Below are 14,894 nucleotides of genomic sequence, written 5' to 3'. Positions count from 1 at the left end.
ATTGGGTATTGTCCCCTAGTTCTTCCCCCCTTAATCTTCCTTGATAATTCAAGATTACTTGCGCACTCCAAACTGGTGCACCGTCGTGGAGCGCATGGTTTCGCCCGGCTTCAGGATAGTTGTCGGGAACTTAGGCTGGTTGGGCGAATCGGGGAAATGCTGAGTTTCCAGGCAGAAGCCGCCGTTTTTCACGTATTGCGTACCGCCCTTGCCCGTGAGCGTCCCATCGAGGAAGTTGCCGGTGTAAAACTGCACGCCGGGCTGGTCGGTGCTGATGGTCATGGTGCGGCCCGACGTCGGCTCGTACACTGTAGCGGCTTCGTGTAAGCCACCTGCATTTCCGGAAGTTTTGAGTACCCAGTTATGGTCGTAGCCACCTTCCACTTGCCCTATCCGCTCGCCAATAGTATGAGGCGTGGTGAAATCAAACGGGGTGCCTTTTACAGGACGCAGCTCACCGGTCGGAATCAGACCAGCGTCCACCACGGTGTAGCGGTCCGCATTCAGCGTTACCTGATGGTTCAGCACGTCCTTGGTGGTGCCGTGGTTGAGGTTGAAGTAGCTGTGGTTGGTCAGGTTGACGGGCGTCGCCTTGTCGGTGGTGGCAGTGTAGTCGATGCGGAGCGCGTCGTCGTTGGTGAGCGTGTACACTACCTGCACCTGCAGGTTGCCGGGGTAGCCTTCTTCACCGTCTTTGCTGGTGTAAGTCAGCGTCAGGTTTTGGCCGTCGGCCGAGGAGCCGGGCTGCGCCTGCCACACTACTTTATCGAAGCCTTTTACGCCCCCGTGCAGGTGGTTTGGGCCGTTGTTGGTGGCGAGCTTATACTCCTTGCCATCGAGGGTAAATTTGCCCCCCTTGATGCGGTTGCCGTAGCGTCCGATTAAAGCGCCGAAATAGGGGCCTGATTTCACATACTCAGGGCTTTGGTAGCCACTCACGTTGTCGAAACCCAGCACAATGTCGCCGAGCTTACCGCTCTTATCAGGCACTATGAGGCTGGTAACGGTACCGCCGTAGTTCGTGATTTTGGCTTGCAGGCCGTGGGAGTTGGTGAGCGTGTAAAGCAGCACCTCAGTGCCATCGGTAGTCTTACCGAAAGAAGTAGAAGCTGGAGTCATAGCGGCGGCTGTTTGGGTGGAATCGGTGGCAACCTCATTGCGGGTGGCCTCGCCAGTCGGCTGCTGGTTACAGGCAAATAGCAGGAGCAAACTGGCCAGGTTGCCGCTCAGGGCCAAGGCACGGGGAAAAGTTGTCATAACGAAGAATGGGCTGGTTGTGAAAACCGAAAAGATAAGGTGAAAGCAGGGAGTATCATGTAGGGAAGGGAAGCCAGAAAGGGCTAATGAAATAGTGCTTTTCGTTCTGCTTTCATTTATAATTTGTTAGAGACAAGACTCTTAGCTTCGTTATTGGGTCTGAAAAAGCTTCCTAGAAAGTAGGAGAATGGCCTGATTTGGTATGTAAAGTAGAAAGAGTTACTGAATTACACAATCGTTTGTGTCTTTTCTATAATATGCTTCAGCGCTACTTTACTCCATAGTTACTTTCTGGGTCAAGACTTTGCTGCCTTGCCGCACCTGCACTAGATAAACGCCCGCGGGCAGCGCAGTATGCAGTGCTAGTTTGCGCTGCTGGGGGGCAAATTCTTGCTGGTATACCAGCCGGCCTTGCAAGTTAAATACCTGCACCGTTCCGGCTCCCGCAGCATTCTGAGTTCCTAGTTCCACCGTAAAGCTGCCGCGCACGGCCGGGATAGGGTAGAGGCTCACCCCCGTCAGTAGATGGGAAGCAGTAGTTGGGGTAGGAGAACCCACCGCAGCCAGCGTCCAGCGCTGACAAGTGCAGCCGTTGTAATCCCACAGCCCCAACTGCGTGCCGGCCACCGTGGAGGCCACGGGCACCTCCACTACTCGATTGCCATTCACGGCGGCAAAAACGTAGGTGCCGTCGTTAGCTCTATCTAGCCGGAAGCGCTGGCAGGCTAAGCCATTGTCCGCAAATAGTTGAAGCTTGGCGCCGGCATCGGGAGAGCAGCCGGATACATCGGCCGCGAGGCCGCCCAGCGCATTCGTAATCTTGTACTCACCATTGCCTAGGGCCGTGAAGTTCCATTGCTGGCAAGCCAAGCCTGAGCGGGTGCCTTGGGCAATCATTTGGCCCGACACGCCAGTGCAGCCCCATGCATCCCACACGAGGCCGCTATTTTGGTTGATAATCTCGTAGCGGCCTGGCGTCACCCAGTCGCGACTGATGACGGGCCAGTCGGCGGCGTCCCAGGTTAGGTTGGCGAGGCTTAGCTTAGGGATGCCGTTATCGTCGCGGTCATAATAGTGGTGCGAAACGTAGCTCACGCCGCCCTCCTCAAACACGCTAATGTGCCCCGGCCCAATGTAGCGACCTGAGTTATTAAGCACGGTTGTACCACCACTATTATTTAAGTCTACTCCATTCTTATCAAGAAAAGGACCCGAGGGCGAGGCCGAACGACCCACCAGCGCAAAGTAGGTGCTATTAGCCCCCTGGCAGCAGGCACCGCGGTTGATGAACAGGTAATAGAAGTTGCCATGGCGCATAATGTGAGGTGCTTCCACGTCGCCGTTGGCAATGCTAAACTCGGGCGTGCCTAGCAACTTGCCCGTAGCTGGATTTAGCTGCGTCGTGCGCAGCCCCCCAAAAAAGGAGCCATAGCTAAGCCACACGTTATTATTAGCATCGCGAAAAACCGCCGGGTCGATGGCATTCACACTGCTATTAGCGTTGGTAGAAATCACCTCTCCCTGATCGGTCCAGCGGTAATTAGGGCTGGTGGGGTCCAGCGTGACGTTGGTGGCCAAACCAATTGCGGAAACCTTTGAGCCAAACGTAGAACAGGAGTAATAAAGGTGAAATTTGCCGTTCATGAAAAAGATCTCCGGAGCCCAGAAATGACCTTGGAAACCCGGTACTTTGGAGTTGATCCAACTTGGATAGGCATTGTTCACAAACACGGCCCGGGGGCCAGGTGTCCATGTAATTAAGTCCGTCGAGGACATGCTGTAAATGCCTTGCCCAGTAGCAAATATCCAGTACCGGTTGCCGTCTTTGATAATGGTAGATGGATCATGCACGCCGGTAAATCCCTGCAACGCATAGGACTTCGGACTGAACAATCCGGACAGTATTAATAGCACACAACAAAGCCATTGCCGAGAAATGAATAGCTGATTGACTGCTAAGCGAGGCTGGGGGGCAAATTGTAGAGATAAACGCATAATGGGCGGGATTAAAAAGGAAACGGCTTACTCACCACTCGGCTTCGTGATGGGGGTGTTGATAGGCACTGGAGTTCCGAAGTTGGGCGTGCCATCGGCGTTCCAAGTAAACTTCTGCATGCGAGGGTTTCGCTTCTCCACGCAGCCTTCGCCAGGGTTAGAGTTAGCGTGGTATATCAGCCAGTCTTCCTGCCCGTCCTTCGACTTGAAAAAGCCATTGTGGCCCGTGGCAAAAGCGCGGCTGGTGGGGCTTTGGGTGAAGACTGGTTTGCTGGACTTACTCCAGGATGCCGGCAGCATGGGGTCGGCGGTAGCGGCGGCCGTTAGCATGCCTAGCGCGTAGGAGTCGGTGCCGCAAAAGCTTGCCGAATACACCAAAAATGTCTTGTTGTTGTGCTTAAGAATTTCGGGCCCTTCATTCACGTAAGGCGGACCCACATTCTCCCACGCATACTCCGGGCTCGACAGCTCTACGCGGGGCCCCGTCAGCGTCCAGGGGTTGCTCATTTCAGAGATATAAATCCGCTGAATTCCATTCGAACCATCGTGCCCCGACCAGATAAAATAGCGCTTGTTGTTCTGCTCCAGTACAGTGCCGTCGATAGCCCAGAAGTCAGCAGATGCGTTAAAGATTCGGCCTTTATTAACCCAGGTACCGGTGGTCGGATCGGTAGCGCTATTCTCTAGTACCCACGTGCGCTGCAAGCTCAGGTTGCTACCCGCCGGACCCGCCGAGTAATATATATACCACTTCCCATCAAAGAAGTAAAGCTCTGGGGCCCACAAGTGACCACTGGCCGCGCCGCCAGCATCTGGCCGCCAAATAACGGTGCTGTTCGCTACCGATAGGTCCGACATCTTCGCTGTTTTCCAGATGCGCAGGTCACTGTAGGTAGTATTCAGATAATAGTAAAAACCATCCTTCTGCGCCACCCATGGATCGGCGCCTGAGGGCAATAGCGGGTTGGTAAAAGTGGTGTTATCGGCTGTGGGGGGCAAATTTGAAGTGGGCGGTTGCGGTGCGGCTTTTTCCTTGCCGCAGGCAACAGCGCCTACCAAGCCTAGTAGTGCCACCCAGCGGTATACCGAAAGCATGACTTGTAGTACAGGCTGGGGGGTAAAAATCGGCATAGCAGTTATCCTATTACATGCATTAAATAAAAACAGCCGCTCCAGCGGGGGCCGGAGCGGCTGTTTATTGTATGATTAATCAATCACTTAGTAGCCAGGATTCTGCTTGAGGTTGGGGTCAATGCCCAAGTCACGCCGTGGTATTGGCAGCAACTTCGATTTACCATTCGTTAAATCGAAGTTGCGGAAGTCAACATCGCGCGTTATCAACTCATTAATACCAGCCTGGTTGTCCATCAGGCCCCAGCGAAGAATATCGAACCAGCGGGTGCCTTCGCCGGCCAGTTCCTTTGCCCGTTCCATGTAGATGGCCTGTAGCATCGACTCACGTGTGAAGTTGCCTGTTAGCGGCCTCAGGTCTACACGGGCGCGCACTCTGTTAACCAAGGGCAGTGCCGCGCCTACTTGGTTGAGCTGGGCCAGTGCTTCCGCATGCATCAGGAGTACATCAGCGTAGCGAATAACGCGGTGGTTGATACCAGATGAAAAGTCTTCAGGAGTAGTTCTTGTGCGGTCGTTTAGGTACTTGCGCCAGTACTGCTGGTTGGGATTCCAGTTCCATTGTTGGAAGGTCCGGCCATAGAAAAGGTCTGGATTGCCCGCGTGGATGATGCTAATGTCGCGCCGAGGATCAATCATGCGCTTGGTTGTGCTACCTGGGGCAAACGATACCGTTGAGTCGGTGTAGGCGTCGAGCAGCCAGCGGCGAGGCTGTACGTCGGCAAACGTGGGGCCGGGAGGGCCGAAGAAGTTAGGACGGTCGTGGCTTTCTGAAGCCGAGCCGTTATCCTGACCTTGGCCTACTTCTAGCACGGCACTCGTAAACTGCACCTCAAACACTGACTCGCGGTTGTTCTCGTTCGTCGCGGTGAAGTTGTCAAGGTAGTTGGGTACCAGATCGTATTGGTTTGAGGCCGCGATCTGAGTGAATAAAGCCGAAGCCTCAGCCCACTTACGCTGCTGCATATACACTTTAGCGAGCAGTGCCTGCGCCGCACCTCTGGTAGCACGGCCCCTCTCAGAGTCGGGGTACGAAAGAGGTAGGTCTGGAATAGCAGATTGCAAGTCGGTAATCATCTGCGCCTCTGTTTCGGCCTGCGTAACCTGAGGTGCCCGATAATTTACATCATTGGGCTCTTCCAGAATCAGAGGCACATTACCGAAGAAATACGCCATATCGAAGTACGATAGGGCTCGTACAAACCTGGCTTCGGCAACCAATTGCTTCTTCAGCGTCTCGTTCATCGTAATGCCCGGCACCCGGCCAATTACCTGATTCGTACGATAAATCGTGCGATAGTAGTCGTTCCAAGCAAAGGACGAGATAAAGAAGTCCACATCGGGCTGAATGAAGCGCGTGAAGTTGGCTAACTCCACAAAGGGGCTGGCACTGAACGATTCGTCGGAGCGGTGCGCCATGAAATGCCAGCTGCGGTAGTACACAGCAAACTGCTGGAGACCTGAGTAAGCGGCATATACTCCTTTTACAGCATCACTCTCGTTTTGCCAGAAGTTATCCTTTGTGGGAGCATTCGGATTGCTCTGATCCAGCAAGTCCTTCTCGCAGGCTGTGGTCATCAAGAGACCACCCGCGAGCAGAAGAGTAAGTAGTTTATTGCTTTTCATCTAAGTAAAGAAAATGATTTGGGTGGGGCAGTGGGTACACGCATTCACTATCCCATCATGATTTAGAAGTTGACCTGTACTCCCCCGGTGAAGGTGCGCACGTTGGGGTAGGAGCTGATGTCGACGCCGCGGCTGTAGAAGCCCGTACCGGAAATCTCCGGATCAAAGCCTGTATAGTCGGTGATGGTGAATACATTGCGGCCAGTCACGTACACGCGCACGCTACCCAGGCTCGGTACTCTGCTCGTTAGTGAAGTAGGTAAGGTGTAGCCCAACTGAATGTTGCGCAACCGGATGTATGATCCATCTTCCAGCCAGCGCGTCGTGTTGAACAGGGAGTTTGAAGCAGCAGCCAAACCTAGGTTGCCACTGCCGCCGCCTTGCAGCAAGCGTGCTGTAGTAGTCGATGGGTTTTCGGGAGACCAGGGTTCTACGTCGGCGTTGTAGTTATTTGGACCAGCGTAGCTTTCCAAGTCTCTGCGGGCTTGGTTATAAATCTTGTTACCACTTACCGAGTTGAAGAACAACGACAGATCAAAGCCTTTGAAGCCAGCATTTAAGTTCAGGCCCATGAGCAAGTTAGGAAGCGACTTACCTGAATAAACCGCGTCGCCGTTGTTAATTACTCCGTCACCATTGGTGTCTCTGTAGCGTACGTCACCGGGCGAAGCATAAGGCTGGATAATGGTGCCAGCGGCATTTCTGTAGTTGGCCACTTCATCTGCCGACTGGAAGATGCCATCGAATGGAATCAGAAAAAACTCGCCAAGCGAACGACCTACCTGCGAACGGGTGAGGAGTTCAGTGCCTTCTAATACCTGGCCTACGACGGGCAGTGCTGTTACCTCGTTTTTAATGGTGGTCAGGGTGAAGTCAGCACCGTAGGTAAAGGCTCTTTTATTCTCGTGGTAGCCTAAAGCCAATTCAAAGCCACGGTTCTCAATATCGCCCGCATTTTGAAAGAGCGTAGCGCCGAAGTGACCCAGGTAGGTCAGTACCTGCACCGGCGCTAGTGCGTTGCGGGTTTTGGAGATATAATAATCGGTTGAGAGCGTGATACGGTCGTCAAATGCCCCCAGGTCTAAACCAATGTTTGACGTGTACCGCTCCTCCCAGCGAATGTCAGGGCTAGGCAGGGCTAACTGCGTCTGACCATTGACAATAGTTTGGCCGGTACCAATTACATAGTTAACATTTTGACCTACGATAGCCTGCGTAAGGTAGCTGCCACCAAAAGCGCCGGATACGGCGTCGTTGCCATTGGCACCATAGCTGGCGCGCAGCTTCAGGTTGCTTATTTGCGGCACGGCAGTCTTGAAGAATTCTTCTTCACTTAGGCGCCAGCCCACCGAGGCGGCACCAAAGTTACCCCAGCGGTTGGCTTCGGTAAAACGGGAAGAGCCATCGCGGCGGCCGCTGACAGACAACAAGTAACGGTTTTTGAAGTCGTAGGTAGCCTGGGCAAAGAAGGAGCGTTTCGTGTACTTATAGGATGAACCCTGCACAACGCCAACTCTGGGGGCGGCGCTCAGCTCAAAGAAATATTGCCCCCCAGCCTGAGTGTATCCTTGTCCGCCCGCCTGTACGTTGTGCGCCCGGAAGCTCTGCTCCGAAACCCCAACCAACGCGTTCACGGTGTGATCACCTAGGCGCTTGTTGAAGTTCAAGGTGTTCTCACCCAGCAGGAACAGATCGTAGCCCAAGAACTCGTTCAGCGACGAGGTGTTAATGCGGGTGTTCTGACGCAGAATGCCCGATTTTTGAGCATCGGCATTGCTGTACGTGTGCCCATCCGCCGCTACGTTCAGGCGGTACGTCAGGAAATCAAAGAAGGAGTACTCAGCGCTAATGTTACCGGCCAAGCGGTTGTCCGATTGCGTGCGCTGCAATAACTCTTGGGCGCCAATTGGGTTGGTGGCAAACGTATTGAGAATAGGAGAACCTGTGCCGTACCCGCCTTCATTGGCCGGGTCAAATACTGGAATGCTCGGCAGCATGGTCACCACGTCAATGAATGGGTTGCCGTTCAGCAGTGTCACATCGAGGTGGGTGAGCTGGAGATTCTCCTGTAAACGTAAGCGCCCCCGAGTGAAGCCCGAATTGAGGCGTAGGCTATAGCGCTGGAAGTCAGGGCCTTTTACGATGCCTTGCTGATGGAAATATTCACCCGAGATGAGGAAGTTGGTAGCGTTCTTTTCACTTGCCGAGCCGCCCGAAAAAGACAGGTTATAATCTTCGACCCGGCCGGTCTGGAAGAATTCTTTTTGCCAATCAGTATCAATATCTGGGTTGAATGCTCCACCTGGTCCTTTCACAGCACCGGCTAAGCTGTTTTGCCCGTTGTTCAACGGATCTATACCAGCATTCTGATAGGCAATAACAGCGCGGTCGGCCCACTCGCTGGCATTCGTTAGGTTGTACCGCTTGTACACGTTCTCGACGCCCGTGTAGCCATTAAAGCTAATAGACGGTGCGCCAGCCTTTCCTTTTTTGGTGGTAATCTGAACCACGCCGTTGGCACCCCGCGAGCCATATACTGCCGTTGACGAGGCGTCTTTCAGCACCGTCAGCGTCTCAATATCGTTTGGGTTCAGATCCCTAATATTGTCCGTCCATAATCCGTCGATTACGTACAGTGGGCCGCTACCGGCGTTACCAAGTGTACCGATACCGCGGATGTTCACAACAGGTGCGGCGCCCGGTCCGCCCGTGCCCGTTACCTGCACACCTGGCAGGCGACCTTGAAGCGCTTGCGTAGCGGTGGCTACAGGTGCTTTATTAGCTTCCCTTACATCCAGACTGCTCACGGAGCTACTCACGTTTTGGCGGTCTTCGGTCAGGTAGCCTACTACCACTACCTCACTCAATGCTTTCGCGTCGGGCTTCAACCCAACATTGATAGTAGTACGGCCTCCTATAGCTACTTCTTGCGACGTGTAGCCTACATAAGAAACGACAAGCGTCCCATTGTCGGGGGCCGTAAGGGTAAAGCTACCGTCAACACCCGTTTGGGCGCCGTTTGTAGTGCCTTTTACAACCACGTTTACACCAGGCAGTCCCTCGCCGTTTTCGTCAGTCACCCGACCAGTAATAGTGATGTCTGGGGTTTGAACAGCTAGTGGGCTACTAGCCAAAAAGTTAGCGTAAGATGCTGCCGCCGCTGTATACGGCTGGAAGGGCAAGCAGCAAAGCAAAGCCGGAATAGCTAACCGACTCATTTTGGGTACAGGCTTTTTCATGAAACAGTGATTGGTGGGGATGAGGAAAGAGGCACAATCGATTGTGTAGGGAATGATTCACAAACGATTGTGTAAAGTGATTAAAAAAAAAGGCTAGGGGACAAACAAGCATCAGCAACTAAACTGAACCTTACCAACTCGCGACATCTGAATGAGTGCTGCCATAAGTGATTAAGGAGAGATGAGGCTAGATGAAATTATTGTTAAGAGTACTATAAACTCCAACAATTTGCAAATAAAATTATGCAGTCAACGCAAACTTATGCAGTAAATATTGCCGATCTCAATCGGTTTAGATAGGTCGTTTATAGTCTAAACACCCCTGAAAAGCGTCATTTCAGTGAAATAAGCCTCCTATAGGTTCAGCTAAGAGTACTAGCTGAGGGTTTAAAAAATTAGGGTTAATTGTCGGCCAGCAACTTCCTCCGTCTCCAGATTCGATAAGGAAACCCCTAACAAACGGATACCCTGGGTAAGGGGTAGCAAGCCAGTCAGTAGTTCTAAGCAGATGGACTCCAGGGTTCTGGGATCTTCCACGGGGCTCAGAATGGTGCGGCTGCGCGTGATTTGCTGAAAGTCGGCAAACTTCACTTTCACTGTAATAGTGCGTCCTCGTGTTTCAGTGCGTTGGCAGTACGCCCACACCGACTCCAGACAAGGTGCTAAGCCGATTACGAGTTCTTCATACGTGGTAAGATCCTGCTCGAAGGTGGTTTCAGAGCCTACGGACTTGCGGATTCGGTCGGCTACCACGGGGCGGTGGTCTTCGGCTCGGGCAATGGCGTAGTAGTAGCTGCCCGCTTTGCCAAAGTTCTGACGCAGAAAAGCCTCGGATTGCTGACGCAAATCAAGGCCGGTAAAGATGCCTAGCTGATTCATACGGGCTGCTGTCACGGGCCCAATGCCGTGAAATTGACCTACGGCCAGCTCCCCCACCAAAGCTAAGCCCTGGTGGGGCCGGATAACAAACTGCCCGTTTGGCTTGCGGTAGTCGGAAGCCAGCTTAGCTAAAAACTTATTGTAGGAGATGCCCGCAGAAGCCGTGAGCTGGGTTTGGGCCAGGATATCGGCCCGGATTTGTTCGGCTACCTGGGTGGCAGAGGCCAACTGCTTCAAGTTTTGGGTTACATCCAGATAAGCCTCATCGAGCGAAACCGGCTCAATGAGGGGCGTGTACTCGGCGAAGATGACCCGAATCTGCCGCGATACAGCTTTGTACACCTCAAACCGGGGCTTCACGAATACCAGCTCCGGGCATTTACGCAACGCTACCGACGAGGCCATGGCCGAACGCACCCCAAATTGCCGCGCCTCATAGCTAGCTGCGGCCACTACGCCCCGTTGTCGCGAGCCACCCACCGCCACTGGGCGGCCGCGCAACGCAGGATTATCGCGCTGCTCCACAGATGCATAAAAGGCATCCATGTCGAGGTGAATGATTTTGCGATGTTCAGGCTGGGGCTCCACTGCTTCGTTTCTCTAGCTACTACGAAGATACAGCCTCCTCTCACGGTGCCCGCAAATACAGAGCAAACTTGCGACGGATTTTCCCAGCAGCTCATGCAACTTTTATAGTGCTTGAAGGCTCTAAGGAATGTCACCTCATTTAAAGGTAAGAATCATGAAAAAGATCCTCTCTTACACTCTGCTGGTCTTTTTGATGGCTTGCAACTCCGATTCTGACCCAGCGCCGAGTTGCATCGACAAAAGCAAAATCAGCTCCGGACCTTGCCCTGCAAACTTTGACCCCGTATGCGGGTGCGACGGCAAGACCTACGGCAACTCCTGCGAAGCAGGCAGAGCCGGTGTCACTTCTACTACTCCGGGGCCGTGTTCCGGAGGCTAGCGTAAGTCTTGATCCAGCCACAACAAAGCCTCATCAATCGGTGGGGCTTTGTTGTAGCTGGTCACTTGCGGGACACATCAAATAAGAAACTCAAAAAGCCCCCCAATAACTATAGAGTAGAAGCAAAACGCCGCCAAAAGCCTCATTTTCGTGACTATTGCAACTCCTGGCATTCTGAGGGCAGCAGACAATAGATTACCTAATCATTGATTAATTTATTTCTATGCCCAGGCATATCTCTAGTCGTCCCAAACCTCAGGCTGGTTTCTGCCGTTTTTAGCGCAGCAAAGCCGGCTTAGGGAGCAGCAAAGCAGGGGAGCAGCGTAGCATTTGGTAATAAGATAACCTCTATTTGCTGGTGTTTGCGTACAATGAAGTCCTACGGCCCAATGGGAAGGTGACGCAGGCCGCTGAGTGTCGAGCGGGACGTATTTGTAACAGGGACACAGACCCAGAAGTAGAAAGAATAATTATTGATTATGGGCGAAATTCGCCAATTGCTGGATGCCTATGATGCTCACCGGGCAGTGGGTAAGGCTTGCGCGCTGGCCACCGTTGTCCACGTCACGGGGTCCGCTTACCGGCGGCCGGGTGCTCGAATGCTGGTCACGGAAGATGGGCAGCTAACAGGCGCCATTAGCGGCGGCTGCCTGGAAGGTGACGCTCGGCGTCGGGCCCGCCAATCTATCATGCGTCATCAACCCGCCCTCGTCACCTACGACTCTATGGACGAGGATGAAGATGTGGAACACGGCTCGAGTTTGGGTTGCCAAGGCGTCATTCAAATCTTGCTCGAGCCCCTGGATTTCTTAGACCCAACCAATCCGGTGGAGCTGTTGCGCCTATGTATCCAGCAAGAGCAATTGGTAGTATTAGTAACAGCCTTCACCCTGACCACCGGCAATGACGTGCAGGTAGGGGAGCGGCTGCTTATGCTGCGCGATGGCAGTAGCCAAGGCATCCTAACGGTAGAAGCTGCCGTGGCAGCTCAATTGCACGAGCACGCTCAGCAAACCTTGCAAAGCGGTCATTCGGCCACCGCCGATTACGACACGCAGGCCGGTACCTTGCGCGTTTTCTTGGAAGTAATACCGCCACCCGTACACGTGACGGTGTTTGGGGGCGGCAACGACGTGCAGCCGCTGGTGCGCCTGGCCGCTAGCCTAGGCTGGCGGGTGCGCGTGGTAGATGGCCGGCCAGGGCAGGCAACTTCCACGCGCTTCCCCGATGCTGAAGAAGTGCGCGTCTTGAGCTTTAATCAACTGATGGATTTGGCCCCCAACCAGCAGTTTGCCTTGCTCATGACGCATAATTATCACTATGATCTGGCCGTGCTGCGCTACCTGCTGCCTACAGCTACGCCCTATATTGGCTTGCTAGGGCCGCGCAAAAAGGCTGATCGATTGCTGGCAGAGCTGAAAGCGGAAGGCTGGCAGCCCAACACCCAGCTTCTGCCGCGCTTGTACAGTCCGGTGGGCTTGAATATTGGGGCCGAGACGGCCGAGGAAATCGCGCTTTCTATCGTGGCCGAAATGCAGGCAGTATTACGGAGTCGGCCGGCTGGCTTTCTGCGCGATGTGAATGCGCCTATTCATGCTCAAACGCCCGTATTACATACCGCCCAGGGTCAGGGGGCAAATCCGACGGTGGCTGCATCATGTGCCCTGAGCTAAGCACTGCGACCGAACCACCCGCCGTCGGGGCGCTGGTGCTCCTTGCGGCTGGTGCCTCCTCACGCATGGGGCAGCCCAAGCAATTGCTTTACTACCAAGGCCAAACCCTATTGCGCCGCGCGGCCGAAACAGCTTTGGCCACTGGCTGCCACCCCGTAGTATTGGTAACGGGCGCCTTGCACGAGGCCTTAGCGCAGGAAGTAAAAGATTTGTCCTTGGTAGTCGTGCACAATCCCCATTGGGCTACCGGCATGGGCTCTTCTATTCGGGCGGGCCTCGCGGCAGCTCTGGAAAATGTCCCCCAGCCGCCACCCAGCGCCCTTATCATGCTCTGCGACCAGCCTTTAGTAACGCCGGCTTTATTGAGTCAACTACTAAAGCAGCAGCGCCTCACTCAAGCGCCCATTGTGGCAGCAGCTTATGGCGATACGCTGGGCGTGCCGGCCGTCTTTGCTTCCTCTACCTTTTCCGAACTGCTTCAACTGAGCGGCGCGGAGGGCGCCCGTAAGCTTATTAATTCTCATGGTAAGGCGGTGGGCAGTGTATCCTTCCCGGGGGGCATTTTTGATGTCGATACGACCGCCCAATACGCGGCTTTGCTGGCAGAATCCGAGAATACGGAGCAAAGAGAGGCTGAATAATTACGCTTGCGCGTTTTGCTTCACAGCTCCTTAACCTGGACTGCCCGAAAACCCATTATCTTGCTCCCTACACTTTCCCTTCGTGTTTGTATGCGCAATGCTACCGCCGCTGCCATGGCTGCTTCGGCCCCAGTTGAGAAGAATAATCCCCGCGTAACCACCGGCTGGGCCATGTACGACTGGGCCAACTCGGTGTATCCGCTGGTGATTACCAGTACCATCTTTCCCATCTATTATGGCTCGGTGGCCGTCAATGAGCGGGGGGAGGATATGATCAACTTCCTGGGCTTCAATCTGCCCGGCTCCTCGCTCTACACTTACGCCATTTCGGCGTCGTTTCTGATTATTGCGGCGCTCAGCCCCATTCTCACTGCCATTGCCGACTTCTCAGGCCGTAAGAAGCTGTTTCTACGTTTCTTCTGCTTCCTGGGGGCAGCCTCGTGCGCGGGCTTGTTCTTCTTCACTAAGGAAACCTTCGGGCTGTCGGTGCTACTGTTGATGTCGGCCACTATTGGCTGGGCGGGCAGTATTGTGTTTTACAACTCGTATCTGCCCCTTATTGCCACCGAGGACCAGTACGACCGACTCTCCGCCAAAGGATTCTCGCTCGGTTACGTTGGCAGCGTCATTCTCTTGGTGTTAAGCCTAGTCATTGTGCTCAAGCCCGACCTCGTCGGCATCGACCCCGCCAACAAAGCATTGCCGCCGCGTATCTCTTTCCTGTTTACGGGCCTGTGGTGGGCCATTTTCGGACAGTTCGCCCTCTCCCGCCTGCCCGCCGATACCGGCCGCCCCGACCATATGCCCGCCGCCCAAGGCAACTTTCTGCTCAATGGCTTTCACGAACTAAGTAATGTATGGCAGCAAATCAAGCAACTGCCTATGCTTAAGCGCTTTCTGCTGGCTTATTTCACCTACAACATGGGCGTCCAAACGGTAATGTACGTAGCCACAGTTTTCGGCGATAAAGTGCTCAAGCTAGAGTCGCAAGCGCTGATTATTACCATCTTGCTGTTGCAGGTAGTAGCTATTCTGGGGGCCTATTTGTTTGCCCGATTGTCGGAAGCAATTGGCAATACGCGCGCCTTGAGCTGGTCGGTGGTTATCTGGGCGCTCATCTGCGTAGCGGGCTACTTCGTGCAGGCCGGCTGGAGCTTTTATGCGCTGGCCTCCGTCATTGGCTTGACTATGGGCGGTATTCAGTCGCTGTCGCGCTCCACATACTCCAAAATCATTCCCGAGAACACACCCGATACGGCTTCCTACTTTAGCTTCTTCGACGTAACCGAGAAGCTCAGTATTGTGATTGGAACTGCCGTTTTTGGTATTATCTCCCAAATTACGGGCAACATGCGCAACAGCATTCTGGCCCTTATCGTGTTCTTTGTGCTGGGCTTGATTTTCCTGTTTAGAATGCGCGGCCAGAACCTGCGCCCCGATGCCGCTGCTGAGCCAACCGAGCTAAAACCAGCCGCGCTTTAAAGAT

10 protein-coding genes are annotated in these 14,894 nt (G+C 53.9%); 4 read left to right on the top strand and 6 right to left on the bottom strand.

Annotated elements, in window-relative coordinates:
* Positions 1 to 54: 54 nt before the first annotated feature.
* From ACW9KT_RS11670 to dinB, 6 genes are all read right to left on the bottom strand, one after another.
* Complete coding sequence (locus tag ACW9KT_RS11670; RefSeq protein ID WP_457080530.1) at positions 55 to 1,257, bottom strand: aldose epimerase family protein; 1,203 nt, start codon at positions 1,255 to 1,257, stop codon at positions 55 to 57.
* Positions 1,258 to 1,530: 273 nt separating this feature from the next.
* On the bottom strand, positions 1,531 to 3,252 hold the full coding sequence (locus tag ACW9KT_RS11665; protein WP_457080528.1) for a family 43 glycosylhydrolase: 1,722 nt from the start codon (positions 3,250 to 3,252) through the stop codon (positions 1,531 to 1,533).
* A gap of 27 nt (positions 3,253 to 3,279) precedes the next feature.
* Positions 3,280 to 4,383 (bottom strand): glycoside hydrolase family 43 protein, encoded by a 1,104-nt coding sequence (locus ACW9KT_RS11660; RefSeq protein ID WP_457080526.1) that lies wholly within the window; start codon positions 4,381 to 4,383, stop codon positions 3,280 to 3,282.
* 87 nt (positions 4,384 to 4,470) lie between these two features.
* Complete coding sequence (locus tag ACW9KT_RS11655) at positions 4,471 to 6,009, bottom strand: RagB/SusD family nutrient uptake outer membrane protein (protein ID WP_457080524.1); 1,539 nt, start codon at positions 6,007 to 6,009, stop codon at positions 4,471 to 4,473.
* A gap of 62 nt (positions 6,010 to 6,071) precedes the next feature.
* On the bottom strand, positions 6,072 to 9,248 hold the full coding sequence (locus tag ACW9KT_RS11650; protein ID WP_457080522.1) for a SusC/RagA family TonB-linked outer membrane protein: 3,177 nt from the start codon (positions 9,246 to 9,248) through the stop codon (positions 6,072 to 6,074).
* Between the two features lie 387 nt (positions 9,249 to 9,635).
* Entirely contained in the window at positions 9,636 to 10,715 is a 1,080-nt protein-coding gene (gene dinB / locus ACW9KT_RS11645; protein ID WP_457080520.1) for a DNA polymerase IV, read from the bottom strand.
* A gap of 154 nt (positions 10,716 to 10,869) precedes the next feature.
* Between dinB and ACW9KT_RS11640 the strand changes: the two genes are divergently transcribed.
* From ACW9KT_RS11640 to ACW9KT_RS11625, 4 genes are all read left to right on the top strand, one after another.
* Positions 10,870 to 11,094, top strand: a complete 225-nt coding sequence (locus ACW9KT_RS11640; protein WP_457080518.1) for a Kazal-type serine protease inhibitor family protein — start codon at positions 10,870 to 10,872, stop codon at positions 11,092 to 11,094.
* 479 nt (positions 11,095 to 11,573) lie between these two features.
* The gene (locus ACW9KT_RS11635; RefSeq protein ID WP_457080516.1) at positions 11,574 to 12,767 is read left to right on the top strand and encodes an XdhC family protein; all 1,194 of its coding nucleotides are present in this window, start codon (positions 11,574 to 11,576) and stop codon (positions 12,765 to 12,767) included.
* Positions 12,752 to 13,408, top strand: coding sequence for a nucleotidyltransferase family protein (locus ACW9KT_RS11630; RefSeq protein ID WP_457080514.1), 657 nt, complete (start codon positions 12,752 to 12,754; stop codon positions 13,406 to 13,408). Before ACW9KT_RS11635 ends, ACW9KT_RS11630 begins: the two co-directional genes overlap by 16 nt.
* A gap of 90 nt (positions 13,409 to 13,498) precedes the next feature.
* The gene (locus ACW9KT_RS11625; RefSeq protein WP_457080512.1) at positions 13,499 to 14,890 is read left to right on the top strand and encodes an MFS transporter; all 1,392 of its coding nucleotides are present in this window, start codon (positions 13,499 to 13,501) and stop codon (positions 14,888 to 14,890) included.
* Positions 14,891 to 14,894 lie beyond the last annotated feature (4 nt).

This window comes from Hymenobacter sp. HD11105 (genome assembly GCF_054051685.1).
This window is presented reverse-complemented; position numbering and strand designations above follow the sequence as displayed.